This is a genomic window from Endozoicomonas sp. SESOKO3 (assembly GCF_024606255.1).
This window is the reverse complement of sequence record NZ_JAHHPR010000465.1, coordinates 1-26382: the sequence shown is the minus strand read 5'-3', so window position 1 is coordinate 26382 and position 26382 is coordinate 1. Positions and strand designations below refer to the sequence as shown.

At 49.3% G+C, this 26382-nt stretch carries 29 protein-coding genes; 13 read left to right on the top strand and 16 right to left on the bottom strand.

The features are described 5' to 3' along the window. The coding region (locus KDK18_RS08050; protein ID WP_257254387.1) for a hypothetical protein at positions 1-934 on the top strand (934 nt) is incomplete at its 5' end. A 255-nt stretch (positions 935-1189) separates the two neighbouring features. On the opposite strand, the gene KDK18_RS08045 is transcribed toward KDK18_RS08050, so the two are convergent. The 4 genes from KDK18_RS08045 to KDK18_RS08030 all read right to left on the bottom strand — a co-directional run bounded on the left by KDK18_RS08045 (position 1190) and on the right by KDK18_RS08030 (position 5897). Next, positions 1190-1429, bottom strand: coding sequence for a YheU family protein (locus KDK18_RS08045; RefSeq protein WP_257254386.1), 240 nt, complete (start codon positions 1427-1429; stop codon positions 1190-1192). 10 nt (positions 1430-1439) lie between these two features. Then, the gene (gene tsaA / locus KDK18_RS08040; RefSeq protein WP_257254385.1) at positions 1440-2159 is read right to left on the bottom strand and encodes a tRNA (N6-threonylcarbamoyladenosine(37)-N6)-methyltransferase TrmO; all 720 of its coding nucleotides are present in this window, start codon (positions 2157-2159) and stop codon (positions 1440-1442) included. 182 nt (positions 2160-2341) lie between these two features. After that, on the bottom strand, positions 2342-4474 hold the full coding sequence (gene ovoA / locus KDK18_RS08035) for a 5-histidylcysteine sulfoxide synthase (protein WP_257254388.1): 2133 nt from the start codon (positions 4472-4474) through the stop codon (positions 2342-2344). Positions 4475-4742: 268 nt separating this feature from the next. Next, positions 4743-5897 (bottom strand): PatB family C-S lyase, encoded by a 1155-nt coding sequence (locus KDK18_RS08030; RefSeq protein ID WP_257254384.1) that lies wholly within the window; start codon positions 5895-5897, stop codon positions 4743-4745. 211 nt (positions 5898-6108) lie between these two features. On the opposite strand from KDK18_RS08030, the gene KDK18_RS08025 reads away from it, so the two are divergent. Next, positions 6109-7068, top strand: coding sequence for a hypothetical protein (locus tag KDK18_RS08025; RefSeq protein ID WP_257254383.1), 960 nt, complete (start codon positions 6109-6111; stop codon positions 7066-7068). Here the strand turns inward: KDK18_RS08025 and mnmH are convergent. The 3 genes from mnmH to KDK18_RS08010 form a co-directional block, all read right to left on the bottom strand. Beyond that, a complete protein-coding gene (gene mnmH, locus KDK18_RS08020) occupies positions 7044-8153 on the bottom strand; it encodes a tRNA 2-selenouridine(34) synthase MnmH (RefSeq protein WP_257254382.1) in 1110 nt (369 codons plus the stop codon). The genes KDK18_RS08025 and mnmH overlap by 25 nt on opposite strands. Positions 8154-8368: 215 nt before the next feature. Next, entirely contained in the window at positions 8369-9601 is a 1233-nt protein-coding gene (locus KDK18_RS08015; protein WP_257254381.1) for a hypothetical protein, read from the bottom strand. Positions 9602-10067: 466 nt separating this feature from the next. Then, positions 10068-10472, bottom strand: a complete 405-nt coding sequence (locus tag KDK18_RS08010; RefSeq protein ID WP_257254380.1) for a hypothetical protein — start codon at positions 10470-10472, stop codon at positions 10068-10070. A 343-nt stretch (positions 10473-10815) separates the two neighbouring features. Between KDK18_RS08010 and KDK18_RS08005 the strand changes: the two genes are divergently transcribed. The 5 genes from KDK18_RS08005 to rplT all read left to right on the top strand — a co-directional run bounded on the left by KDK18_RS08005 (position 10816) and on the right by rplT (position 14306). After that, the gene (locus KDK18_RS08005) at positions 10816-11004 is read left to right on the top strand and encodes a hypothetical protein (RefSeq protein ID WP_257254379.1); all 189 of its coding nucleotides are present in this window, start codon (positions 10816-10818) and stop codon (positions 11002-11004) included. Then, the gene (gene thrS / locus KDK18_RS08000) at positions 10995-12917 is read left to right on the top strand and encodes a threonine--tRNA ligase (RefSeq protein WP_257254378.1); all 1923 of its coding nucleotides are present in this window, start codon (positions 10995-10997) and stop codon (positions 12915-12917) included. The genes KDK18_RS08005 and thrS overlap by 10 nt, the downstream gene beginning before the upstream one ends. A 35-nt stretch (positions 12918-12952) precedes the next feature. Continuing rightward, positions 12953-13543 (top strand): translation initiation factor IF-3, encoded by a 591-nt coding sequence (infC, locus tag KDK18_RS07995; protein ID WP_257254377.1) that lies wholly within the window; start codon positions 12953-12955, stop codon positions 13541-13543. A 178-nt stretch (positions 13544-13721) separates the two neighbouring features. Continuing rightward, complete coding sequence (gene rpmI, locus KDK18_RS07990) at positions 13722-13913, top strand: 50S ribosomal protein L35 (protein ID WP_034837404.1); 192 nt, start codon at positions 13722-13724, stop codon at positions 13911-13913. 36 nt (positions 13914-13949) lie between these two features. Continuing rightward, positions 13950-14306 carry a 50S ribosomal protein L20 gene (rplT, locus tag KDK18_RS07985; protein ID WP_257254376.1) on the top strand — a complete coding sequence of 119 codons (357 nt, stop codon included), beginning with the start codon at positions 13950-13952 and terminating at the stop codon, positions 14304-14306. 69 nt (positions 14307-14375) lie between these two features. Here the strand turns inward: rplT and smrA are convergent, their stop codons facing one another. From smrA to KDK18_RS07960, 5 genes are all read right to left on the bottom strand, one after another. Then, positions 14376-14954 carry a DNA endonuclease SmrA gene (gene smrA / locus KDK18_RS07980; protein ID WP_257254375.1) on the bottom strand — a complete coding sequence of 193 codons (579 nt, stop codon included), beginning with the start codon at positions 14952-14954 and terminating at the stop codon, positions 14376-14378. Positions 14955-15037: 83 nt separating this feature from the next. Further along, on the bottom strand, positions 15038-15676 hold the full coding sequence (locus KDK18_RS07975; RefSeq protein ID WP_257254374.1) for a hypothetical protein: 639 nt from the start codon (positions 15674-15676) through the stop codon (positions 15038-15040). A gap of 101 nt (positions 15677-15777) precedes the next feature. After that, on the bottom strand, positions 15778-16755 hold the full coding sequence (locus KDK18_RS07970; RefSeq protein ID WP_257254373.1) for a hypothetical protein: 978 nt from the start codon (positions 16753-16755) through the stop codon (positions 15778-15780). Beyond that, positions 16752-17210, bottom strand: coding sequence for a type III secretion system chaperone (locus KDK18_RS07965; protein ID WP_257254372.1), 459 nt, complete (start codon positions 17208-17210; stop codon positions 16752-16754). The genes KDK18_RS07970 and KDK18_RS07965 overlap by 4 nt, the downstream gene beginning before the upstream one ends. Before the next feature lie 87 nt (positions 17211-17297). Beyond that, entirely contained in the window at positions 17298-18065 is a 768-nt protein-coding gene (locus tag KDK18_RS07960) for a class I SAM-dependent methyltransferase (protein ID WP_257254371.1), read from the bottom strand. A gap of 198 nt (positions 18066-18263) precedes the next feature. On the opposite strand from KDK18_RS07960, the gene KDK18_RS07955 reads away from it, so the two are divergent. Then, positions 18264-18533 (top strand): hypothetical protein, encoded by a 270-nt coding sequence (locus KDK18_RS07955; RefSeq protein ID WP_257254370.1) that lies wholly within the window; start codon positions 18264-18266, stop codon positions 18531-18533. A gap of 58 nt (positions 18534-18591) precedes the next feature. Here the strand turns inward: KDK18_RS07955 and thiH are convergent, their stop codons facing one another. The 3 genes from thiH to thiS are packed head-to-tail and all read right to left on the bottom strand — an operon-like array spanning position 18592 to position 20734. Then, positions 18592-19707 carry a 2-iminoacetate synthase ThiH gene (thiH, locus tag KDK18_RS07950; protein ID WP_257254369.1) on the bottom strand — a complete coding sequence of 372 codons (1116 nt, stop codon included), beginning with the start codon at positions 19705-19707 and terminating at the stop codon, positions 18592-18594. Further along, a complete protein-coding gene (locus KDK18_RS07945) occupies positions 19707-20474 on the bottom strand; it encodes a thiazole synthase (RefSeq protein WP_257254368.1) in 768 nt (255 codons plus the stop codon). The genes thiH and KDK18_RS07945 overlap by 1 nt, the downstream gene beginning before the upstream one ends. A gap of 59 nt (positions 20475-20533) precedes the next feature. Further along, entirely contained in the window at positions 20534-20734 is a 201-nt protein-coding gene (thiS, locus tag KDK18_RS07940) for a sulfur carrier protein ThiS (protein WP_257254367.1), read from the bottom strand. 173 nt (positions 20735-20907) lie between these two features. Here thiS and KDK18_RS07935 point away from each other — a divergent pair, with 173 nt between their 5' ends. The 5 genes from KDK18_RS07935 (at position 20908) to KDK18_RS07915 (ending at position 25914) form a co-directional block, all read left to right on the top strand. Then, entirely contained in the window at positions 20908-21486 is a 579-nt protein-coding gene (locus tag KDK18_RS07935; protein ID WP_257254366.1) for a hypothetical protein, read from the top strand. Between the two features lie 232 nt (positions 21487-21718). Continuing rightward, a complete protein-coding gene (locus KDK18_RS07930; protein ID WP_257254365.1) occupies positions 21719-22747 on the top strand; it encodes a phenylalanine--tRNA ligase subunit alpha in 1029 nt (342 codons plus the stop codon). 45 nt (positions 22748-22792) lie between these two features. Further along, positions 22793-25171: a phenylalanine--tRNA ligase subunit beta gene (gene pheT / locus KDK18_RS07925; RefSeq protein ID WP_257254364.1), complete on the top strand. Its 2379-nt coding sequence runs from the start codon at positions 22793-22795 to the stop codon at positions 25169-25171. A 91-nt stretch (positions 25172-25262) separates the two neighbouring features. Next, on the top strand, positions 25263-25574 hold the full coding sequence (ihfA, locus tag KDK18_RS07920) for an integration host factor subunit alpha (protein ID WP_257254363.1): 312 nt from the start codon (positions 25263-25265) through the stop codon (positions 25572-25574). Continuing rightward, on the top strand, positions 25546-25914 hold the full coding sequence (locus KDK18_RS07915; protein ID WP_257254362.1) for a MerR family transcriptional regulator: 369 nt from the start codon (positions 25546-25548) through the stop codon (positions 25912-25914). The genes ihfA and KDK18_RS07915 overlap by 29 nt, the downstream gene beginning before the upstream one ends. 72 nt (positions 25915-25986) lie before the next feature. On the opposite strand, the gene KDK18_RS07910 is transcribed toward KDK18_RS07915, so the two are convergent. Next, the coding region (locus KDK18_RS07910; RefSeq protein WP_257254361.1) for a hypothetical protein at positions 25987-26382 on the bottom strand (396 nt) is incomplete at its 5' end.

The window sequence follows — 26382 nt, the reverse complement described above, 5'->3', positions numbered from 1 at the left end:
GGATTATATACCGGCGGGTATTCTGGAACTGAGGGGCGCGGGTATTTTTGTTGCAGACAACATCAGGGTGGTACTTGATCCAGCGGATAACGATATGAGGATCAGGCCGGTAGATCTGGGCTGTAGCAATTATGGTGAGTTTGGCACAGAAGAACATTTCGTCTACCGATTTTTGCACTCTGAGTTTGATCTTTTAAAAGGTCTACCAGGATCAACCAACACTCAAAACGCTGCACTGAGCGTAAGATGTTTTCAGAAAAAAGGGCAAGTGCAGTTGACTATGAAAAACACTCAAACCGTTATAGCTGTAACCACTGGAACGGATCCTCCAACACCCGTTTCACCACAAAGCAGTGGTGTGTTGTTCTCTATATACTTATGGCCCAGAGAAAACGTTCTGAGCTTTGTCGATTCTACCTGTAACAGCGTCGTTGATCAGTTTGGCAATGATTTATCCATTGACGTAGCTCATCTGTCGGATCCCGACCACTATATGGGGGGCGTCTTTCGCAATTACTGTTCTGGCATCAAAATGATGAATGGGGCATTTGGATTAAAAGACAGAGAGCAGGCATGGGGTTGGGTATCGTTTGATGATGCTGGTAAACGCCGCTGTTGGGCTGTCAATGGGAAACGTTATAGAGCAGGATTTGCTTCATTGAGCGCATGGTCTTCGGCGGGTTTTGATGTTGCATGTAATGGCACTATGCCAACAGCTATTTCATCTGCTTCATCATTTTTATCCGCTTCTGCTACAGTCTCTCCCAATACAACCCAGGTAGCCTACACTTCATCCAAACTTATTTCTGATGCTGATAATACGAGCGGTCCTGTTATTAGTATTGTTGAGGGATGGTTGACAAATGGGTGTCCATGCAGCCACATCGCTTGCAAAGCCCTGATATTACTGGGTGTTTTGAATTTTTTGTTTTAGCTTGAATTGCCAATTCCGCTACAACCCAGGGAATATGGGGACTGAGGGCGTTGAAGAAAACGACCGTTTTCGTTTGACACATAGGACCGATGAAAAGGTACGGGTTTCAGGCCTTCCGCTCCATGGAGTGTGTCGAAAAACCTCCGGTTCCCATGCTTTTAGGCCCTGTGGGTCCCAGCATGGGAACAAGTTGTTGGAGTTTTGCGACAGCCTCTGTGGGGCGGGGTAACTGATTTATGAAAAAAGCCTGATCTTTTAAGAGTGGTTGATCATAGACTCATAGTGCTGAGCTTCTTTGGCAGGAATAATATTCACACTCTCGGTTTGAGGATCAAAAACAATAGAGACTTCACCGGATTTCAATAACCCAATTACCTGCTGAATACGGCTTTCCTGATCCTGGTCAAAACCGTTGTCAGTTCCCTCCCGGCTGACAAAATCAGCAATCAGATTGTTCAGTGTCTCTGCGTTCAATTCCTGATAGGGAATGATCATTCTTAAACTCCTAAAGATGACCGTAAGGTTCCAGGTCGGTGACCAGAAAGTGATCTCCCCTGGATTCCCAGACTACATTAACGTCCCAGAGTGCAGAGCCATGTCTGCGTCCGGTTGTCTCTCTTAGGTACGCCGGGCGTGGGTCCTGGCCCAATACTTGTTTAATCAGTTCCACCAGAGAGCGTCCGGTCTGTCGTTCATAGGTCCGGCACTTGATCATGGCCACTTCACTAAATTCCACTTCTGCCATAACCGCCGGTAAAGGTGCAAAGCCACCTTTTGCTTCTGGTAGCGCATCGGCGTAAGGCAAGTAAGGTTTGATATCAATGATGGGGGTGCCGTCCAGCAGGTCAGCTTCTGTCAGTCGTAGTATCAGCTTGCCGTTTCCGGACTGGATGCTCTTCAGTTTTACCACGGAGAGGCCAATGGGATTGGGACGGTGGGTCGAACGGGTGGCAAAAACACCCATGCGTTGTTTACCGCCCAGACGGGGAGGGCGAATGGTAGGACGCCAGCCTTCATTCATGGTTTCGTGAAAAATAAAATGAAGCCAGAGGTGAGAGAAACCTTCCAGACCACGCACCAGATTCTCCTGGTTGAAGGGGGGTAACAGTTCCAGCTCTGACTCTGCCGCTGTGACAATGCCTGGTTGGCGGGGAATTCCAAATTTTTGCCGATAGCAGGAGTGAATCACTCCAATTTGTTCAAACTGGAAACTGTTTTTGCTCACACTGAACCCGTAATCGTTGTCTTGACCGGGCAATATAATGGAAAACAGAAGCTCATAACAGCTCCCGGACTGACAAGGAGCACTATTGCTCCAGAGATGGTCAGCGGAGCCTGAACAGGATTTGCGAAGAATAGAGAGGTCAGGAGCCTGATAGAGAAGTCATTCTCAGGCTCCTGCTTGACTCAGGGAGTCTTTTTTTTCCAGAAAGTGGCCTGAGCAACCGTATGCTGGTGCTTTCTGGCGGTTTCCCGGATGACAAAAGGAATATCTCTGGGTGGTTTAATTTCCTCAAAGTGTTGGCTTAGAACTCTTCTCAGCCCGTCATAGGTTGTCAGGGCTTCACCATTCTCACGTATTCCACCCAGCCATTTCTCTTTTGACGTGTATTCTTCCAGCCAGGTGTAAGGCGAGGTCAGCACCAGCAGTCCCTCCGGGCGGATTCTCTCATGTACAGAAGACAGGAATTTATGGGGATCGTTCAGTCGATCAATCAGATTCCCGGCAAAGATCAGGTCATAGTTGTTGTACTTGGGTTTGAGGTTACAGGCATCGCCCTGGGTAAACAGTACACGACTGACATCAATGTCATCGGCAAAATCTGTCAGTTTGGCTTCACGGTATTCACCCAATTCGCCCTCGGAAGGTACAAAATATCGAATTTTTCCGTTCTGCTGAAGCTTCGCGGCCGCAGAGATGAAACGAGCTGAGAAGTCGATACCGTCTACATGATTGAACCAGCGGGCCAGCTCAAAACTGCTTCGTCCTACCGAGCAGCCAAGGTCCAATGCCCGGGTGCAATTATGGTCTTTTAGCAACTCATGGCAGACCCTGGCACAGGCCCTGGGGAAGTTTTCAACGCCAAAGTAGCTGTCGCCATAATGGAATTCCAGGTACTGAGCCACCAGTGCATCGGTTTCATAGGGGTTCTGGCTGGCATTATGTTCAGCAGTGGATTCAACATAGCGAAAACCGGCGTGCTGGAAAAAATGCCGTCTGAAGGCATACCGCGAATCCCGAATTGCATAGTTGCCTGTCGAGATCCAGCAGCCACCCTTAATCAGGTTATGCCTGCCATCAAATGTGGGGGTTGAAAAGTCATCATAGTAGGGATGAACCCTGAAGCCTTCAAAGGCATCAATGGGTGTCGTTGTCCATTGCCAGACATTGCCAATGACATCATAAAAATCCCCAGTCCTGAACTGGTTAACCGGGCAGGAGGAGGCCCAGTATTCAAGGTTGATGTTGCCCGGAGCCTGTTCCCAATAGGGTTGGTCTGTTTCAATGGTGTCTCTCAAACAATACCATTCAGCTTCAGATGGCAGTTGTATTTGCAGGCCTGTCATTTCTGATTTCCATCGGCAGAATGCCTGAGCTTCGTGACAGTTGACATCCACAGGCCAGTTCCAGGGCATGTCTATTTCTTCCAACATGGCCCGGTATCGGTAATTTTCATCACCGGGAACCCAGAACTCAGGGTGTATGGCTTCGGCAAAGGTAGCCCATGCCCAGCCCTCATCGGTCCAGTATTTTTCGGTGTTGTATCCGTCATCCTGAACAAACTCAAGAAACTCCTGGTTGCTGACCAGGTACTGGCTGGCCTTGAAGGCAGGGATACTTTCTTCATAGTGACCATACTCGTTGTCCCAGCCATAAAGGGCATGATCAAAGGGTTTTCCGAGAATCTGGTGGCCACCCGTATGTTCAATTAACTGATTTTCCGGGGCGGCCCCTGAACTTTTACAGGGTTGCCAGTTCGGGTGCGGCGTGACGTAAGCCAGAGGTAGCTGACGAATCAGAACCGATGAGGTTTCGAGGTGGATGCGCTCATGCTCAATGCCCATCATGATTAGCCAGGCCGGACTTTCCCAGGTGATGGGTACGTCCAGAGGCATGTTTTCAATAAAATCAATGACCCGTGCCCTGACCTTTCGACGGTATTCTTTCATGGCTGGAACCGTAGGCCAGTCGTAGTTATTTTCGTCCAGATCATCCCAGGACATTTCATCAACGCCGATGGCCACCATTGCTTCGATGTCCGTATCTACCCGTTCGTTAATCAGGCGGGCAGCAATCAGCTTATTGATAAAAAATGCTGCCGTATGGCCGTAGTAGAAAATCAGCGGGTGTCTCTGGGAAATGGCTTTGCGGTAAAAAGCTTCATCATTGGTGAGTGTTTCAAAAAGACGGTCGTAAATATCGTAGGTTTCGCAGAAATACTGATTCAGTTCCTGTCGTTTTTCTTCCGGGGTACCTGAGTCGAGAATCAGTGTTCTTGTCGGGATCGGAAGTGGCGGAGTGTTTTCTGTAGGCGTCATCTTCAGCACGAGCTAATCTCCAAAGCATTTGATGAATGCTGTCCGGTTTGATCAGAGTCTATTAAAGTATCCTATATGGTTTAGAGCTTAAAGGCAGAAGTATCAAGATTGACAGATGTGTCAATGTTAGCAGATTAACTCATAAAGGCTTTGCTGTCTGAGCCATCCGTTATCAAAGTGGCGGGCCATCATCAGCAAGTGGGTGTTCCGAAAAGTGTTGAAAGGGCCGTCAGTTATTCACTGACAGCCCGACATTTAATTACGCCAGTCAGGATTTCAGATTGGCTACTGCTGCCTTGATCCTGCGGATGCCTTCTTCCAGAGTGGAGCGGCTGCAGCCAAAGTTCATTCTCAGGTAGTCACGGTCTCCAAACTGAGCGCCGGGGGAGAAGCCGACACCGGCCTCTTCAAAGAAACGGTGAGGATCATCCAGTCCTAATTCGCTGACGTTAATCCAGGCCAGGTAGGTAGACTGAAGAGGCAGCATAGTTAGCCCCTCAATACCGTTGATTTCAGACATCAGCAGGTCGTGGTTACCCCGCAGATAGTCCAGCAGACTCTGGCGCCAGGGTTCACCGTGCTCATAGGCGGCCCTGGCCGCCGTGAAACCCATCAGCATGTTATCCGGATCAGGGACAATTCCTTTGCGAACTCTCTGGAACTCCATACGCAGTGTGCCATCCGGTATTATGGCAAAGGCGCAGCCTAAGCCGGCCACATTAAATGTCTTGGAAGGAGACATCAGGGTGATGGAGGTGTCACGGGTGAAGTCACTCAGACTGGCGTAAGGTATGTGCTCGGCGTTGCGATCAAGAATAAGGTCGCAATGCACTTCGTCGGAGCATACGACAATGTTGTACTTTTTGCAGAGTGCCTCGATAGTCTCCAGTTCTTTCCGGCTGAGCACGCGGCCATTGGGGTTCTGTGGGTTACACAGCATCAAGAGTCGGGTGTCTTCGGTGATCTTGCTTTCAAATGCCTCCAGATCAAACTGCCACTGATTATCTCTGATAATCCAGTCCAGTCCGATCATTTCGCGCCCACCCAGCTTGGGAGCCATTAAAAAGGGATAGTAAACCGGTAGAGGCACGGCAACGGTCTCTCCGGGGCCGGCAACACTCCTCACCGAAATATTGAGTGCCGTTACCAGCCCGGGCAGCCAGACGATCCAGTCTCTTTCAATCTGCCAGTCGTAGAGGTTATGCATTCGCTCGACAATGCGTTCTTCCAGGCCCTCATCGGCCAGGGTATAGCCAAACACACCATGTTCAACACGTTGTTGCATAGCTTCAATGATTTCGGGGGCGGATTTGAAGTCCATATCCGCCACCCAGAAAGGCAATATATCTCTTTCCTTGTAGCGATCCCACTTCAGGCTTGAGGTATGAGTTCGGTTGATAAAAGTATCGAAATCTGTGGACACGAATACTTCCCTTGGTATTGGATTGAATCGGTTGTAACGATACTACCTGCAGCCAGTCTTTTTTGAAATGGGATTTATCGGGACGACTCCGGGAAGTGCAGCCAATTTTATCCGTTTTGCTGCCTCGCTGGTCGGCTGAGGAGGGCAATCCCTGCCCGGAGGCTGGAAAATCAAGATGTTGTAGACAATGCTCAGAGAACCTTAAGTTTCTGTGTGGAGTGGTACCGGGTTGATTTCCAGAGGCGTTGTCTATTCACTGGTGTCGGGGGCATTGCTGGGAAGTTTGATCATTCTTCCTGAATGGATGTCGGAATATACGGCTATAGAACTGGTAGCAGGACGCTTTACAGCATTTGGTCTCTGGATCTCTATGATCGTTCTTTTTCGTCGCGAGATGATTCAAAGAGCCCGGCTGGGTGATATCCAGAAGTGGGTTTGGGTGGCCCTGCTGACTAATGTTCTTTATTACCTTTTTCTTATTATCAGTATCCGAAGCCTCGGCGGAGTCTTTGCCTGTATTCTGATGGCCGCTTTACCCATGATTTTTCAGAAATGCTTTTTGACTGGAAAAGCTGGCAGTCAGCTCACTATTCCTTTACTGCTGTTGATTGGAGCGCTGTTTCTGTTGATGTCCCAGAAGTTTGATCAGGTTTCTCCGGACTCACATGAGCAGAGTATGGCCAATGGCTTGTTCTGGTTACTGTTGGCGAGCATCAGCTGGCTCGCAGGTACCCGCATACAACTGTTAATGGCCATTGAACATCCCGATATTGGTCCTTCCGATCGTTATCTGTTAACCGGATTAGGCTCTATGTTGGCACTCCCCATGATTTATCCACTGACCTGGCTGGACCATCCCGAATTTACCCTCTTTTCGAAAGGTGTTGCCAATATTGACTGGGCTTACTTCGGAGGAGGACTGCTGTTGGCAGGCGTATTAGCCACCGGTTTGGCCCGGATATGCAGACGCAAGGCGGTGTTGCATAACAGTGATTCAGGATTTTATCCCTGTACATCGCTGGAAGTTTTATTTGGGGTACTTTTTGTCTTTATGCTGGAGGGGCGCATACCCAACGCTCAGGAGTGGGCCGTCATTGCCATTCTGGTTTGGGGTATGGCCCTCTTTTACCGGAGTCGAACTGCTTCTCAGTTCAATACCAGCTCGGGATAGCTGCTTCTGATCTCTTCCCGGTTGCCCCTGAAAAGAATTCTTCCTTGTTTTTGCTCCAGTTGATATTCGTACATGGGGTCGTAGTAGCCCACCAATAACTCCTCAATCAGTGGCCGGTAACCATCAATGATGCCATGAACTTCATGCTGCAAAAGAGCTGAGGATAGCAGTTCTCCCAGCGCCTTATAGCGGGCTCCACCCAATCTTTTACGAATCCGGTAAAGGCTGTCAGCCAGGCCCTGGCTAAACCGGGCGAAGCCCTCTTTTTTACCATAAACCGTCTCGAATTCGGCCAGATTATCACGGACATACTCCTGGAGAGCTATCTCTACACGATCTTTGATGAACGTTTCCAGCAGAATGATCGGGGATTGCTGCATCTTGTCCCTGAATGCCCGGGACAGACCGCAACGCCCGATCAGCTTGCTTTCGTCTTCCAGAAGTACCGATCGGCCTGGTTTAAAATGGCGGTGCTTGAGCATGGCGATAGAAAGGCGGCTTTCAAAGTCAATTTGGGTGGGCTGGCCACCGTAACGGCGACCGAAGCTCGATCCTCGATGATTGGCCAGACCTTCCAGGTCAATACTGTCTTCAATGTCATGAATCAGACGAGTTTTGCCGGTACCGGTTTTGCCAGCGAGAATCATAAAGGGAATATCATCAACAGACTGTTCCAGTTCATCAATCAGGAATCTTCTCATGGCTTTGTAGCCCCCCTCGACCAGAGGGTAGGGATATCCGGACTCTGCCAGCCAGGATTGGCTGATATGAGAGCGCTGACCGCCGCGAAAACAGAATAGGTAGCCATCTGGGTGTTGTTGAGCAAATTGCTGCCAGAGAGTCACTCTTTGAGTACGAACATTGTCAGTGGCCAGCTCATAACCCAAAGAGAGAGCTGCTTCCTGCCCGTACTGCTTGTATTCAGTACCAATCACTTTGCGTTGGTGATCGTCCAGAATAGGCAGATTGGTCGCCAATGGAAATGAACCCTTGCTGAATTCAACGGGGGCCCGAACATCCATCAGGGGGGCATCATTCAGGAACAGTGAGAGGTAGTCGGTAGTATCCGGGCGTTGTTGGGTCATATAATTCCGTTGCAGCCTGACGGGGGTGGGCTGGCTTATTGTCCAAAAGCGCAATAGTTTGGCTGCAACCTGTCTGTTCAGGCAAGTACGGATTGTCTCTAATGGGTTTAGAAGAGTGAAACCTACACCGGACTTTTTTATCCTTTTCGCTCTAATACACCATCCTGACCTTTGAAAAGACAACCTGAAAGTCCACTGGAGATCATGTATGGGTATCAGAACTGAGATGCATCCAGATCAATTATTATCTGACCCGTGCCTGAGGGTTCAACTCTGTAGATAAAACGGTAGAGGCTTGCCAGCGATACGAATGTAAAAAAGCCCAGACCGGAGGCTACGGTAATAATCGTGGGGTTGGGTTGATATCCAAAGGGAGCAATAACCGACATTGGCAGTTTTTCATGACTAAGTATCTCATAATCACCACCAACAGTTATATTTTTGTCTATATTCCAGAGCGTGCTGGATTCACCGGCAAGTCTTTCAAAGTTATGCCAGGCTCTCGAGAACAGTCCGGCCCCCAGAGTGGCGATTAAAGTCCATGCGAATGCTTTCGCATAGGGGTTGTTGGTCCGCTGATAGCAGAATAAAGGTTGTGCAGCAATGAATGCCAGAGGGATGCCAGAGAAAGCAATGGCTGCGTACTTTTTATCAAGAATCAGCGGTAAAGTAATGAGAGCACCTCTTCCGGTTTCGCGAAAGGTGTTTGAGACAACATTTATCAGTAATCCTGACAAGACGAGTTCTTTTCGACCTGCAACCCCTCCTGCGATCCCGAGAGCCCAGCCACCGAGGCTCAGGCCGGCTTTTAATCTTGTTAAGCCTTCAACAACTGCAATCCATTTCTCGGGGATTTTCTTACCAGATTCCGCGAGCCCGACCCCGGCAGTATAAACACCAGCCATAGTGATTAAACTGGTGGCAGTGGCTGTCGCCATAATCTTTTTGGTGGCTTTTGGATTAAACAGAAGAGCGCCTTTAAGCAGTATGTACATCTCTAAGCCTTCAGAAACCCAGACAGAAAAGCTGGTCAGCCACCGATCGTAATCGGGTTTGTTTTTTTTGACGTCTGTTGTAGGGGGGGATTCACATCCCAGCTTATCTTTAATAGCGTTAAAGTCAGAGCTGTTACTATAGATTACAGTTGAATTGTTCGGGTCGTTGCTCTTTGAGCAGATGAAGGCTTTCAGTATCCCCTGGTCCTCCCCGCAACTGATATCGTCTGAGGATGTCAGAGCCAGTGTGATGCCCATTGACATCCTGTCCGACAGAACGGCATCGGGTTCAGAAGCGGATGCGATTCGATTAACTGCGGAAGAGGATGGGGAGTTGTCAGGATTGATTGACTCTGTCGTATTTATGACAAGATCTGCCAAGGCTGAATGTCCGGGAATATAAGTCATCATCGTCGATATTAAAAACACCAGGTAAGGTTTTAACCGTAGCATTGGATCTGTCTCCGTGAGCTGACAGGCCGATTGATCAGTTAGGCTGGCTGGTTTGAACAGATTTGTCTTGGCTCGGGTAGGTATAGTCAATGTGAGGTGAAATGCAACTTGTTTGTATTTGCAGGGTAGCCATGCAGACGGCAGAGATCGTGCATATACATGGGAACTACAATTCCGTTGTTGGTAAATCAGTCATTGTTGGATCGGTACTTGTGGGTTGTACTCTCTGGATTAGTGATAAAGGCTTGGCGGAGTAAAGAATGCTCTGTACACACTTCTGGAAGGAGACGCGGTGGGCTCTTTCCTGGCACACAAACTGTTTCCAGGAGCTTGTGTATCATTCAAACACATCAGAACTGATGTGGTATCGGGAATGATTAGACGATAATGAGAGTTTTTTTGCCGCATGGCGGCTTGGATCATCAAGTGGTTCCGGGTGACGCCTGGAGCGCACCTGGTTACGACCTCATCTTATGAAACATTCCTTGTATAGATACACTGTTGCAAAGCTGAGAGGTAAAGCACCCGCGACCTCAATCAAGGAGGTTGTCTCAATTCCGGCACGGCAACAACCTAGTAGCCACATATTGTCGAAAATATAGATTGAGCCAATAATTAGTGCCGTAGAGAAGCTATTTAATGGGCGAAATTTTGGCGACAACTTAGGTAGCACAGAGCCGGCCGCAGCTCCGGCTAAAAGTAAAAAACTAATGTCTTCCGAATTAATGTCCAGAATGCATATGTACTCAACAGCATTTTCATCCTCTAGCTTACTTGTATAATGCAGCGAAAAATTATAAGAATAAGCATTTGTAGTCATGAAGCTCATAATAACTGCAAAAAAAACAGTAATTCTGATTAGATCTTTCATATTCCATCCTGCTGCATGAAAGCCGGAGTATAGTTAGTAGAACCTGAAGAATTGCAATTTATTCAGTGAATTGTATTAAACTGGATTCGGAATGATTTTTTATTGACCAGGTTTTAACACTTCTTTTTTGTCCGCTAATGTAAACCTTTGTCGAGTGACCGGCTTCATGAATTTTGTGACCTTTATACCCTTTATCCGCAAAACAGCGGTTAGGTGCCACGAGCCCTGTCAAGGTTATAATTTTTCTGACTTGACACAGGCTTTGAAAAAACCACAATAACCCTAAGTTGGCTTTTCTTTGCTAACTGCATGTATATGTCCCAAGATTTTCTCCTTTCAATCGGTGAGAAAATCCAAGCATCCCCTGGTATGGGTTGCCACTGGTACAGAAGTTCTCAGCCTCTGGTATGGGCTGGCAAGAACGATGAGCAAGCAGCCTTCGGTACAGGTTGCCACTGAAGATGAACATAATGCCAATAGTGGCAAAAGCCCTGGCGGCAAAAAATTAAGGAATATCTCCTCATGCCTGTAATTACGCTTCCCGACGGCAGCAAGCGCGAGTTTGCTGACGCCGTTTCTGTAATGGAAGTAGCCCAGGATATTGGTCCGGGCCTGGCCAAAGCGACTCTGGCGGGTCGTATCAATGGTGAGCTGGTGGACGCCAGCACCAAAATCACGGACGACTCTGAGTTGTCCATTATCACTTCCCGTGACGAAGAAGGTGTTGAGGTGATTCGTCACTCAACGGCTCACCTGTTGGCTATGGCTACCCAAGATCTGTATCCGGGGGCCCAGGTCACCATTGGTCCTGTGATTGATAATGGCTTTTATTATGACTTCTCCTACGAGCGGGCATTTAACCTCGAAGACCTGGAGAAGATTGAAAAGCGAATGGCTGAGCTGGCAAAGCAGGATCTGAACATTGAGCGAGTCGTCATGACTCGTGACGAAGCCATCAATGCTTTCAGGGCCATGGGTGAAGAGTACAAGGTCGAGATCATTAATGACCTGCCGGAAAGTGAAGTGATCTCCGTTTATCGTCAGGGTGAGTGGATGGACCTCTGCCGTGGCCCACACGTTCCTTCAACAGGCAGGCTGAAAGCCTTCAAACTGATGCGTGTGGCCGGTGCCTACTGGCGTGGTGATTCCAGTAACGAAATGCTGACCCGTATCTACGGTACTGCCTGGGAAGACAAGAAAGCCCTGAAAGCTTATCTCCAGCGTCTGGAAGAAGCTGAGAAGCGTGACCACCGAAAATTGGGTAAGAAGCTGGATCTGTTCCATATGCAGGAAGAAGCACCAGGTATGGTGTTCTGGCATCCCAATGGCTGGGCTATTTACCAGGAATTGGAACAGTACATGCGTAAGAAACAGATAATACACGGCTATAAAGAGATCAAAACTCCGCAGCTGGTGGATCGCTCTCTCTGGGAAAAGTCCGGTCACTGGGACAAGTTCCAGGACGACATGTTTACCACTAACTCGGAAGAGCGTGACATTGCTGTTAAGCCCATGAACTGCCCATGCCACGTTCAGGTCTTCAATCAGGGCCTGAAGAGCTACCGTGATCTGCCATTGCGACTGGCGGAATTTGGCTCCTGTCACCGTAACGAGCCATCCGGTGCGCTGCACGGAATCATGCGTGTTCGAGGCTTTGTTCAGGATGATGCCCATATTTTCGCGACGGAAGATCAGATTCAGTCGGAAGTGGCCGCCTTTATCGACTTTCTCCATGAAGTCTACGAGGACTTTGGCTTCAGTCGTGACAACATGCTCTACAAGCTGTCTACCCGTCCTGAAAAGCGAGTAGGTTCGGACGAAATTTGGGATAAAGCCGAAAAAGCCCTGGCCGATGCTTTGAATGCACAGGAGTTGCCCTGGGAAGAGCTGCCGGGTGAAGGTGCTTTCTACGGACCTAAAATCGAATTTTCCCTTAAAGACTGCATTGGCCGGGTATGGCAGTGTGGCACGATTCAGGTGGATTTCTCGATGCCTGGCCGTCTGGGTGCTGAATATGTCGATGAAAGCGGTGAACGAAAAACACCGGTCATGTTGCACAGAGCGATTCTCGGCTCGTTTGAACGCTTCATCGGAATACTCATTGAGCATTATGAAGGAGCTATGCCTCCCTGGCTGGCTCCCAGGCAGGTTGCCATTCTCAATATTACTGACAGACAGGCTTCTTATACGGCAGAACTGGAAAAAATGTTGCTGGAAAAGGGCGTTAGGGTAAAAGCGGACTTGAGAAACGAGAAGATCGGCTTTAAAATCCGCGAGCATACCTTAAATAAGGTGCCTTATCTGCTGGTTGTTGGCGATAAGGAAATGGAAAACAGAACCGTTGCTGTGCGTACCCGCACTGGTGAAGACCTGGGTACCATGCCTGTAGAGGCATTCATGGAGCACCTTGCAGCGGATGTCAGCAAGCGTGGCCGTACTGCGTAATCAATCTGTTATAGGCTTGTCGAGCTCAATATTTAATGACGACAAGCCCTTTCGCACAGGCCGCCTTTACAGGAGATACACCCATCAGACGTAACAGCTTCCGCGATCGTCGCCCGCAGAAAGCGCCGATCAATGAGAATATCCGTGCCAAAGAAGTCCGACTGATTGGAGCCGATGGTTCTCAGGTAGGGGTAGTTGATACCCGTGACGCTTTGTCCATGGCCCAGGAAGCAGGGCTGGATCTGGTTGAAATTAATGCAACCAGCGAACCGCCAGTCTGTAAGATCCTTGACTACGGCAAGCATCAATACGAACAAAAGAAGCAGAAAGCCGCAGCCAAGAAGAAACAGGTTCAGACCCAGGTGAAAGAAGTCAAGTTTCGCCCGGGCACAGAGGAAGGGGATTACCAGGTAAAACTGCGCAACCTGGTACGTTTCCTGACAGAGGGCAATAAGGCGAAGGTTTCCCTCCGCTACCGTGGTCGTGAGATGGCTCACCAGCAGCTGGGCATGGAACTGATGAACCGGGTTGAAAAAGATCTGGAAGAAATCGGTACCGTTGAACAGCGTCCGAAAATGGAAGGCCGTCAACTGATCATGGTGATTGCTCCGAAAAAGAAGAAGTGATTCGTTTGTGAAAAATCGGTTGCTTTCTCAGTGGCCGGTTTTTTCTCGTTCTGGATGAACGACAGTCGCTTTTATTTTTAATATCCCGACACCTCCTGGCCCTGAAACGGGCGCCTCTCTCGTTGATGAGAATCATTAATTAGAAGGGTAGGTCGTCGCGAATGCGGAGTGCTTTTTCATGCCAAAAATGAAAACCAACAGTGGTGCCGCCAAGCGTTTCAAGAAAACCGCTAGCGGTTACAAGCGTAAGGGTGCCTTCAAGAGTCACATCCTGACCAAGATGACCACCAAGCGTAAGCGTCAGCTGCGTGGTACCTCCATGGTAACACCTGCCGACCAGGGTCTCGTTAAGCGTATGCTGCGCGACTAATCGCTTTTTAGATCATTTTTTTCGGAGAGTTAGCTCATGGCACGTGTAAAACGTGGTGTAATCGCGCGCAAGCGTCACAAGAAAGTTCTTAAGGCCGCTAAAGGCTACTACGGAGCACGTTCACGTGTATTCCGTGTAGCCAAGCAGGCTGTCACCAAAGCAGGTCAGTACGCTTACCGCGACCGTCGTCAGCGCAAGCGTCAGTTTCGTGCTCTGTGGATTGCCCGTATCAACGCCGGTGCGCGTACTAACGGCTTATCCTACAGCCGTTTCATTGCAGGTCTGAAGAAGTCTGCGATCGAAATCGACCGTAAGGTTCTGGCTGATCTGGCGGTACACGACAAGGCCGTTTTCGGTCAGCTGGTTGAAAAGGCTAAAGCTTCTCTGGCTTAAGTCTGGTTCATATCGGTTTCTAACGGGGTTATGGTTTTCCATAACCCCGTTTTATTAGGTGTGTCAGAATCAGGCGGTGCGTTTGGAGTGACGCTCCCGGTTTTCCAGCTTTTCCCTTTCGCTTTTTCTCAGTAAAACATAAAGCGCCGCAGAGCCGCCATGAAACTTCAATGCGGTATGAAAACAGAGAACCTGATCCATTTCCCGTAACCAGGTGTTGACGTAGCTTTTGATGATGGCGGGGGGATTGCTGTCTAAGCCCCGACCATGATTGATAATGAGCGAACGAAGTTCGTGTTGCTGGCAGTCGTTGATGAAGTCAAAAACGGCTTTGCGAGCCTCAGCCGCTGTGTGATTATAGAGGTCGAGTCTGGCTTCAATAGCGTATTTACCCAGCCTCATTTTCTTGAAAACACCTTCCTGAACACCGGAGCGCTTATATTCCAGGTGATCGTAAGGCTGGACTCTTTTTGGGTTATCCAGTGATAAGAAATTAGGGTCATTCAGTTCAGCCTGGGCAGCCTTCCTCCTCAGGGCTTGACCGGGAGTGGCTGTCTGATGTTTCTTGAGGTCAGCTTTGGTGCAGCTTTTCAGGGGAGCCACTCCCTCCATTTCCTGAAGGAACAGATCCTGGTCGTCGTAACTCATGGTTTTGCACTTGTGGTCGAACGGTCAGAGGTGTTTTCCGGTCTGAAAATCTGACATTTGGACACCTCGGCAGATGTTTAATATTACTCGTTTTTGTCTATCCGGAGAACAGTGACCGCTGCAAAGGCCTTTTTTGCGGCTCCCGGTTGGGAACGCGAGTCATAATCAGATTCGGCTTGGGTGCAGTATATTGGAGGATCAGAAGGTGCATTCAGTTTTTTCAGGCCATTCCTGTCACCAAAAAGAATGCGTACTTCAGGAGGAATGGTTTTAGGGTTGCGAAGAACATAGGCGGTGAGTCCGGTTTTCTTGTCGAAAATACAGCCTTTGGATTCTTTGGTCGACAATCCAGCTGCCTCGCCAGCAGCTAATGCAAGAGGGCGTTCGGTATCCCAGCACTTGATCTCATCCTGGATTGTGTCGTCTAGTACGCCGTCTGTTTCTATGGAGTGTTTGTAAGGGTAAGCGGCAATCTTTGCCTCGAGACGCACGGCGTCCTGCACTTGCCAGCGGTATCTATCTACAGGATCATTGCCCGGAGCAAGAGTACCTACTGAAGATTGCTGCGGATGAGTTAATGAAAAAAAATTCCCAATATGAGGGAGGGTCGTAGGGGGTGTTGGTCGTAGCCCTAATTCTCGAAAACCTCTGTCGTTGCCTGCATACATGTGTCTTTGTGCATCTCTGACGGCTGTGCTTGCTGCGGCAGCGCTTCCTACCATCTTTCTGTCCTTCTTGGGGGGATTGGTAAACTAACTCCTGTCCTTCTTCTGCCAGTCATCGGGCCAGTGTGTTGTCAAAGCCTTTTTTGTTAAAGCTGAATTCAGAGAAAGTGAGTCTCTTCATATTCTCTGGCATACATAGCAACAGGTTTTCCGATGACTTTGTTCTGAAAAAACTTGTCATGCTTATCGAGCTGTAAAACGAACTCGTCTTCCACAGGCTGGTAGTGAATGATAGCTTCACTGGCGGCCCGCTGTTTGTCCTCGTCCAAAGAGTTAATAATGTCGCGGCTAAGGAACTCACTGGAAAAGCATCTGGCCGGTAAAACCTTATCTTGTGAGACCGCTGCGTATGATGCCTGTGCCCCGCCTTTTTCATAGCCCGATAATTTGAGAGTCCAGCCTTTAAAGGTGCTGTTTTTCTGCATCAGCTTCTGAACCTGCCTGGTGAGTTCACTGGCTTGTTTGAAGCTTTCAGGCACACTTTTCCGCCTGACGTTCCTCAGGTTCCGTAACCAGCGAACGAGGGTGAACGCTTTTTTGAACCTTGAGGTATGGGAAAGCTCTTCCGGTTTTTTCAGGGCATCCCAGCTACCAAAAACAATACGTACTTCTGGAGGGCTGGTTTCAGGATTACGGAGAATATAGGCGGTGAGTCCGGTTTTCTTGTCGAAAACACAGCCTTCGGCTCCTTTGCTTGATAATCCGGCTGCTTTGCCAGCAGCCAGCGCGAGAGGGCGGTGAGTATCCCAAGACTTGATTTCATGCAGGATTTTTTTGTCACACAGCCCAGCGCCATGAATGGACTTTTTGTAAGGGTATGCGGCAATTCTTGCCTCGACTGACAGGGCCTCTCCCATGCGCCAAGCGTGTCTGTTAGTACCTTTACCCGGAGCAAGTGTTCCTACGTGATGCTGAGTGGGGTCGATTAATGAAGGAAAATTTCCAGTACAATAACGAATTCTGGGAGTGCCGGGCTTTAAATCCGAGTGTTGTTTATTCTCGCTCCTTTCGTTTGCCTCCATATATCTTCGTGCATTTATGGCTGCTGAGCTTGCTGCCAGGCTTGCTCCTCTCATCCGGCTATCCCCCCTGCCATTGAAGGCTCATGAACAAACCCCTGCTCTTCTTCTGCCAGTTCCCGAGAAAGTGTGTTGGCGAGCTCTATATAGCCAAACACCAGGTTTTTGAAAGTCTCATGGGACAGGGTGCCGACAGGATGGCTGGTCATAAGGTGTAAACCCATTCCATCCGGGTCTGTATAAAACCATGCACCTTTGAGTTTATCCGGAGCCCCGTTGAGGGATAATAGCTGCATTGCTCTGGCGGCCTGTAGCTCAGGATCTGTTGGCATTGTCGTCAGCATTCGATAGAGCAACAGCAGATCACTGTTTTCAGGAACCTCCATGATGACTGCAATATCATTGTTCTCGTCAACCAGAGTGCAGATATTGTCATCCGTGTTCAGATCGTGACCAATATATTCGCCAAAGTCCTTTAAAAACTCTTTAAATTGTTCACTGGGGTTAATCATGGCGGGGCTTACCGTAGCTATTATTACTTGATGTTTATTTCGGCTTGGGCGTAAAAAATTGAATCGATGGGCTACAAAGCCTGCAAATCAAGCCGGTTTTCTGGCCAGGATCCGGACCTGATCCTGGTCGCCATGACTCCATACCGGGTAGTGTGGAGCCTCACCCTGTTCACAGACTTCGATCATGAATCCGGCATGCTCCATTAATACTTTCAGTTGTTCAGATGTAAAAAAACAAAAGTCTCTTCCAGGGATATTAATTTCATGGGCTGCTAATACCGGATCGGTTATTTCAGGACAATTAAATGCTTTTGCCGCCTGCTTCAGAAGGTTTATATAATCCCGTTGACAGGTCACGGTTAAGGGTGATTTTCTTATGCCGTCTCGTATCTCTCTGCTCAGGCCCGTGGTTTTCAGCACTTCAACGTCACAGGAGCAGCAGGTCAGCAGAAGAGTGCCTCCCGGCTCAAGAATTCTGTATAGTTCATCAATGGATGGCGTGACGTCTTCATTGGCAAGAAAATGAAACACTTCAGCGCAAAGAATCCCGCAAAAGGCATTATCTTCAAATGGCATGTTCTCTGGCAGTTTTGCTGCTCTGCATGTGACCGCTTGCTGCTGAATCTCCGGCAGGTCATTGAGCCACTCAGACAAGTCTGGCTTATCCATGTCAGTGGCTACGACCTGTGTTCCACGGATCAGTGCAGCGCGAGTATTGACTCCGTGGCCACAACCGATGTCCAGAAGGGGTTTATCTTCTTTCCAGCTGTTCAGCCAGCTATTTAGATAGATAACCGGATTGTGAAAAGTAAAACCCACACCCAGTTGATTTTTTTCGTACAAACGCTCTGACATAGCAGCAGTCCCGACAGATTAGACTTAACAGGATAGAAGCTTTCTTTGTTTACGGCGTTTAAAAACCTCTTTGTTTCAAATTGAATTGTATGGGGGTGTGCTCGTGGAGCGCTTTGTTGATCAGAGTTCGAGGTGTCTCTGTGTCATCTCTCAAAGTCTGCTAAGCTGTCCTTCTCATTCATTTGTCAGGAATACAGCATGTTGAACGCTGAACAACCACCCGAAACAGAGCTTGACCATATTCGAGACACCCTGACGGGGATTGTCGCCTACGCCAGTAAAACCCGTGCCGAAATGCACCGGGGGTTCGCTCAGATTGACAAACGTTTTGACCAGCAAGACAAACGTTTTGACCAGCAAGGTAGAGATATTGCTGCACTGAAAGCAGACAACGCAGAGTTGAAAGCAGACAATGTGGAAATTAAAGAAACCTTAAAGCTCATCCTGTCCAGACTGCCCAACAACTGACACGGCATCTAACAACAAAATCCGGTGGATTGCCCGTTGGCAACCACTGATTTAAAGGCTAGTGACTATAACTGCGGTCCCAGTCCTTCCAGACCGCTTCCAGACCTTTCGATTTGATCGCAGCCGCTACCTCTTCAGGACGACGGTTGTCGTCGATTGAGAACTGCTCCAAGGATTCGACAGCACCATCAGCATAGCCGCCCGGCTGAGTGCTTGAGAAAGCACTCATGGTCGTAATGCCCAAGGGCAAGACATTGTCTCTGAAGGATTCTGACTCCCGGGTGGATAGTGATAGTTCTGCTTCCGGCTTAAACAGACGGTAAGCACAGATCAGTTGTAGCAGCTGTCTGTCTGAAATAATGGAAACAGGTTCGAACTCACCTTCGCAGGGGCGCAATCTCGGAAAAGAGATGGAGTAACGGGTTTGCCAATAAGTTTTTTCCAGGTAGTCGAGGTGTGCGGCTACCATGGCGGAGTCTGTACGCCAGTCTTCCAAACCGATCAGAGCCCCCACGCCGATCTTGTCGATGCCAGCTTTGCCGAGTCTGTCAGCAGTGTCCAGACGATAGTCAAAATTCATCTTGCTGCCGCGCAGATGGTATTTCTCATAGGCGATGCGGTTGTAGGTTTCCTGGTAAACCAGAACGGCGTCCAGTCCCAGTTCCATCAACTCTTCGTATTCGCTCTGTTCCAGAGGTTGTACTTCCAGCGTAATGTGAGAAAAGTGCAGTCTGACTTTATCCAGCACGGTTTTGAAGTATTCGGTACCCACTGTACCCTGAGCTTCGCCTGTCACCAGCAGGATATGATCAAACCCCATGGCTTTGATGGCTTGCAGCTCACGATCAAGCTCTTCCATGCTCAGGGTTTTGCGGCGAATCTTGTTGTCGAGGCTGAAGCCGCAGTAGGTACAGATGTTGGTGCACTTGTTGGAGAGGTAAAGTGGAATGTACATCTGAATGGTTTTACCAAAGCGCTGGCGGGTGAGCGCCATGCTTTTCTGTGCCATCCGTTCCAGATAAGGTTCAGCCGCCGGAGAGATCAGTGACAGAAACTGATCATGAGTCGGTCTGCGAGCGATCAGGGCATTTTCTACATCCGTAGCGGTTTTGCTAAGGATGTTCATTCTGACTTCATCCCAGTTTAACTGGTTAAACGCGTCTACAAATGACATTAAAAATCTTCCAGAAACGCAGTTAAAGGGCTGCTTGCATGAGCCTGATGAGAACGTATTCCCAGGCCAGCCTCATAAGCTCGTCTGCCTGCTATTACGGCTTCCTTGAAAGCAGTGCCCATGGCTACCGGGTCATTTGAAACAGCAATGGCTGTATTTACCAGCACCGCGTCCGCTCCGATTTCCATTGCCTTAGCGGCATCGGAAGGGCTGCCAATGCCGGCATCTACAACCACTGGCACCTGGCTCTGCTCGATGATGATGTTCAAAAACTCTTCAGTTTTCAGGCCCAGATTGCTGCCAATGGGTGCCCCCAGAGGCATAACCGCAGAGGCACCGGCTTCTTCCAGTCTTTTGCACAGGACAGGATCAGCGTGAACATAAGGTAGAACAGTAAATCCCATTTCAACAAGTTTTTCGCAGGCTTTTAGTGTTTCGATAGGGTCAGGCAACAAATATTTGGGGTCCGGGTGAATTTCCAGCTTCAGCCAGTGGGTTTGCAGGGCTTCTCTGGCCAGCTGGGCTGCATACACGGCCTCTTTGGCGTTGCGGGCTCCGGAGGTATTAGGTAAGAGGTTAACACCAGCTTTAGTCAGGGGAGAGAGAATATCATCCTGATCATCATTCAGGTTCACTCGTTTGAGTGCCATGGTGACCAGTTCACTCTCAGAAGCCTTAATGGCTTCAGCCATGGTCTGGCTGTTCTTGAATTTCCCGGTACCGGTAAACAGACGAGAATGGAAAGTTTTATCAGCAATGGTTAGCATACCAGCCCTGCGGTTTGATAAGTTGTCGGTCATTCCAAGTGCGATTTTTTTAAGCTCTGTCAGCCACCAGCGGTAGCCTTAATCAAGGTGATACGGTCACCTTCTTCTATTCTCTTACAGGGCCAGCGGGAGCGACTGACAATCTGTCGGTTGATCGCCAGTGCTACGCCCTTGTCAGTTTGATTGATCTGTTCCAGCAGCTGCTCAAGCGTCAGAGAGGCTTCTGAACTCAGGGGCTGGTCGTTAACAAAAAATTGCATAGATCATTACGGGAGGTTTTGAAATCAGGGTGGGCAGTTTAAAGCAAATTTTTCTCCGGATAAATGGGGGCGGAAGCCTGACTTTTTTTATGTGCCACATCATTGAACTTAAAACCTGAAAATAGGTCAAATGATAGTTCTACATTCTACATAGTGATTTCCTGAGGCTGGATATGATTTCCAAACTAATCGTTAGCGCTTTAATTTTCTTAGCTGCGTCAGTGTGTTATGCGGATACATCAGTATGTTCTGCTGATCCGCTAATAACCGTTAAAACAAAGAGCTTGTCATCATCGAGTGTATTTGAAGCTTCCGTGCGGGATAGCCTGTCAAAGGCTTTAAATAAAAGGTGTTCTGTTCCAGAACGTATTACTGCACCCTTTCGGAGTGAATTGCAGTCATATGGTTATGTTGCAAGCCCAGAGGATTCGTTTTTTGCGGTGGAGTATATCTTCAATAAAAATTTCATGAGTAATCAGCTGATTACTGCAAGTGCATTGTCATCGACAGAACACGTTCCTAGCAGGATTAGTGGTCACTTGAGCTGTGGGCATGGCACAGGAGTCGATGAAAAACGCTATGTAGCAATCAGCCAGCGTAGGCTATCTGGTTTTTTTACTGCATCCAATAGAGTGTTGAATGAGCAAGAACAAGGAAGTGGCTTGTTTTTATTAGTGGTTCAGCCAAGCCTGGAGTACCCGGGAAAAAAGAATATATTTCATTGTACAACCCTTAATGCAAAATCACTCTGACACTCCCCGCCCTCGCTTCGCTCTGAGCGAGGGTTCTTCGTTTGGTAAACCGTACTTCAGATCATTGTTCAGTTTTCTTGTCCGATAGGTTATTACATTCGGTACGGTCGGTATGAATATCAGGGCTTTCCGACATCGGTGAAATCCGCTCAAAAGTACATCTATCCAAACCCCTCCCCAACCGCTAGAATTGGCGGTTTATTTTCTCTACGCATCGGTTATCAGGAATCCCATGGAGAATCTGGAAGCACTTGTTTCACCCATAGTCGTCTCTGCTCTGGCTGAAGTTGAGTCAGCCGCCAATGCCGCTGATCTGGATCAGGTTCGGGTACGGTTTCTTGGCAAAAAAGGCGAGCTGACCCAGCTGTTGAAAGGTCTGGGTAAACTGTCCCCGGAAGAACGCCCGAAGGCCGGTGGTTTTATTAACGAAGCCAAGCAGCAGGTTCAGGCGGCCCTGGACGTGAAACGTGACGGTCTGGATAAAGCGGCCCTGGAAGCCCGTCTGACCAGCGAAACCATTGATGTTACCCTGTCCGGCCGTAGCCAGAACCTGGGGACGGTGCACCCTATAACACGCACCATGGAGCGCATCACCGATTACTTTGGCAACATCGGCTTTGAGGTGGCCCAGGGGCCGGAAATCGAAGATGATTACCACAACTTTGAAGCGCTGAATATTCCGGGCCATCACCCGGCCCGTGCCATGCATGATACTTTTTACTTCAATGACAATACCGTTCTGAGAACCCACACCTCTCCGGTTCAGGTGCGTGTCATGGAAGCCCTGGGCAAGGCGAACGAAAAGCCCCCTATTGCCATTGTCTGTCCCGGTAAGGTTTACCGTTGCGATTCCGACCAGACTCACAGCCCGATGTTTCATCAGGTAGAGGGCTTGTACGTGGCAGAGAAAGTGAGTTTTGCTGACCTGAAGAGCGTTCTCAGTGACTTCCTGAGGGTTTTCTTTGAGCGTGACGATCTGAAAGTCCGCTTCCGTCCTTCCTACTTCCCGTTTACTGAGCCTTCGGCAGAAGTCGATATTGAGTGGGGACGCAACCAAGACGGTTCCATCAAGTGGTTGGAGGTGCTGGGCTGCGGTATGGTTCACCCGAGAGTCTTTGCATATTCCGGTATTGATGCCAGCAAGTACACAGGCTTTGCCTTCGGTCTGGGGGTTGAGCGTTTTGCCATGCTCCGTTACGGCGTAAACGACCTGCGTCAGTTCTTCGATAACGACCTGCGCTTCCTGAGCCAGTTCAACTAACGGTTTTATTGGAACTAGATCGAATAACGGAGTTGAGAAAAACCTATGAAATTCAGTGAACAATGGTTACGTCAGTGGGTTGCCCTGGAAGTCGGCACCCAGGAGCTGGTGGACAAAATCACCATGGCCGGTCTGGAAGTAGACGACGTTGAACCGGTAGCGGGAGAGTTTTCCGGTGTGGTTGTGGGTGAAATTATCGCCTGTGAACAACACCCGGATGCGGACAAGTTGCGTGTCACTTCTGTCAGCACCGGATCAGAAACATTGCAGGTGGTTTGTGGCGCCCCTAATGCCCGTGTTGGCATTCGTGTACCTTTTGCAACAGTGGGAGCCGTTCTGCCGGGCAATTTCAAAATCAAGAAAGCCAAACTGCGGGGTGTTGAATCTTTCGGCATGCTCTGTGCGGAAGAAGAACTAGGCATGGCTGAATCTTCTGACGGCCTGATGGAGCTGCCAGCGGATGCTACCGTGGGTCAGGATATCCGTGAATATCTGAACCTTGATGACAAAATCATTGATGTTGACCTTACGCCAAACCGTGGCGACTGCCTGAGCATTGCCGGTCTGGCCCGGGAAGTCAGTGCGAACTTTCTGGCCGATGTCAGCGCAGTTCAGGTTGAACCGATCGCTCCGGCCATTGACGACACTTTTAAGGTTTCTGTGGAATCCAAAGAGGGCGCTCCACGATTTCTGACCCGTGTTCTGAAAGAGGTAGACGTCACTCAGCCTACCCCTCTGTGGATGGTTGAGCGCCTGCGTCGTTCCGGTATTCGTTCCATTGATCCGGTTGTCGATGTAACGGCTTATGTCATGCTGGAACTGGGTCAGCCTATGCACGGTTATGATCTGGATACCCTGAATGGTTCCCTGATTGTTCGTATGGCTCATGAACAGGAGACGCTGGTTCTGCTGGACGGGCAGGAAGTCAGCATGAACCCCCGGACTTTGGTGATTGCTGATGAGAAGCAGGCCCTGGGCATTGCCGGTGTGATGGGCGGAGAAGGATCGGGTGTCTCCGGGACGACCCGTAACGTCCTGCTGGAAGCCGCTTTCTTTGACCCCATTACGATTGCCGGTAAAGCCCGTTCCTACGGGTTGCATACCGATGCTTCTCACCGCTTTGAGCGTGGTGTCGACTTCCAGTTGCAGCGTAAGGCGATTGAGAGAGCAACAGCGCTGATTCTGGACATCTGCGGTGGTCAACCTGGGCCTGTTTCTGAGGCCGTTAGTGAAGACAATCTGCCCGCTCTGAGCACGGTTCATCTCAGAGCTGAGAAAGTCGCTTCACTGTTAGGCATTACTATCGAGAATGATCTGATTGAAGCTTTGCTGACGCGACTGGGCCTTGAGATGAACTCCACGGCAGAAGGTGAGTGGAGCGTTTCAGTGCCCAGCTGGCGTTTTGACATCTCCATAGAAGAAGATCTGGTAGAAGAGCTGGGTCGTATCTACGGTTATGAGCGTCTGCCAGAAACCATTCCAACGGCGCTTCTGAAGCTTAAGCAGGTGGATGAAAACAAGGTTAAAGAATCCGACCTTCGTCGTATTCTTGTGGGGCGTGGCTATCAGGAAGCGGTTTCTTTCAGCTTTATTGATCCGAAGTTGCATCAGCTGTTTGATCCGGGGTGTGAGCCCGTGGCATTGGCGAACCCCATCGCCAGCGATCTTTCTGTCATGCGAACATCGCTGCTGCCAGGTCTGGTTAAAACGGTCAGTTACAATTTGAATCGTCAGCATAGCCGGGTTCGTCTGTTCGAAAGCGGCCAGACGTTTGTTCGTGAGGATGACGTTCTGCGACAGGAAAACCAGATTGCTGCTGTGATTACCGGCAGTCGTTATCCTGAAAGCTGGGCGATCAAAGCCGAGCCCGTGGACTTCTATGATCTGAAAGGGGATGTAGAAGCTCTGCTGGCACTCGGTGGTGCGGCAGAGGATTTCCGTTTCGAAAAAGCCAGTCACGATGCCATGCACCCTGGTCAGTGTGCAGCGCTGATTCGTGATGATAAAGTCATTGGTCACGTAGGCGCTCTGCACCCAAGTCTGGCGAAAGCGTTGGATTTGAACGGTGCCGTGCTCCTGTTTGAAGCCAGTCTGGAAGCAGTGAGCCAGGGGAAGGTGACAGAGTTCACACCACTGTCCAAATTCCCTGAAGTTCGTCGTGACCTGGCCTTGCTTGTCAGGCAGGAAGTGGCTGCTGACAGTCTCAACCAGGTCATTCGGGAAGAAGCCCCCGAATTGTTGAAAGATGTTCGTATTTTTGATGTTTATGCCGGAAAAGGCATTGCAGAAGATCACAAGAGTCTCGCTTTGGGCTTGACCTTGCAGCACGCTTCCCGCACTCTAAAAGACGAAGAAGTTAATCGTTTGATTGACAGCATCGTAAGTCGGCTGGAATCGGAATTGGGTGCCAGTCTCCGTAGCTAATCAGCCAATGCGAGCGGTCTGTTTCGGGCCTGCTTTCTGAGCAGGCTTTCAACAGTTCGCAGCCCCGGTTATAAGAGAGCGGAAGTTATCCATGGGAGCTCTGACTAAAGCGGATATAGCCGAGCGTCTTCATGAAGAACTCGGTTTGAACAAGCGCGAAGCCAAGGATATGGTCGAGCAATTTTTCGAACAGATTCGTCTGGCACTGGAGAATAATGAACAGGTCAAGTTATCCGGCTTCGGTAACTTTGAACTGCGCGACAAAAGTCAGCGGCCCGGCCGAAACCCTAAAACCGGCGAAGAGATTCCCATTTCTCCTCGCAGGGTGGTGACTTTCAGGCCTGGCCAGAAACTCAGGTCACGAGTTGAGGCTTATGCAGGAAACAGAGCTCAGGAAGAGTGATCTCCCTGTCATTCCCGGCAAGCGTTACTTCACCATCGGTGAAGTCAGCGACTTGTGTCAGGTGAAATCCCATGTCCTTCGATACTGGGAGCAGGAGTTTTCGCAGCTAAAACCGGTCAGGCGTGGGAATCGCCGTTACTACCGGCGTCAGGATGTGTTGCTCATTCGGCAAATTCGCAGCTTACTCTACGACAAACGTTTTACCATTGATGGTGCCCGTAATCATCTCAAGGGCGAAGTGCAGAAGCTGGACTCCTCTCAATACAAGCAACTGATCCGGCAGACCATCGCTGAACTGGAAGATGTTATTGATGCCCTGGATGGGATTCCTTCCAACTGATTGCACAGGCAGATACAAAAATACCGGCGGATGCCGGTATTTTTGGTGTTGAGCAATCAATCAGCTGCGAACTTATCCTCTTGGAAGGTTGCGCGGGCGTCTGTGGTTTTTGATGGCTTCTTCCATGATCTCGCCTACCTGATGCCAATCACTGTTTGCCTTTAAGGTCTCGGTGTAATTAACAATCTCATTCAGTTGCTCCTGATCTGCCTGACGCAAGACATGGGTCAGTTCAGTGGTCAGTTTCCTGGCATCGAATGTTTGTATTGTATTTCCGTACCCGCCTCCAGTAATTTTATTCAGCAGTTGGTCAGCATTTTTAGGGCCATTGTATTTCGATCTCTTCGCAGGCACGGGTGGTGAGGGCGGTAAGTCCGGAGCCTTTTCAACAGCAGTCTCACTTGTCTTTGCAAAACGGGTATTGACGTAAAGGTCGTTCTCATTGTCTCTTCTGATTTGGGCCGCTTT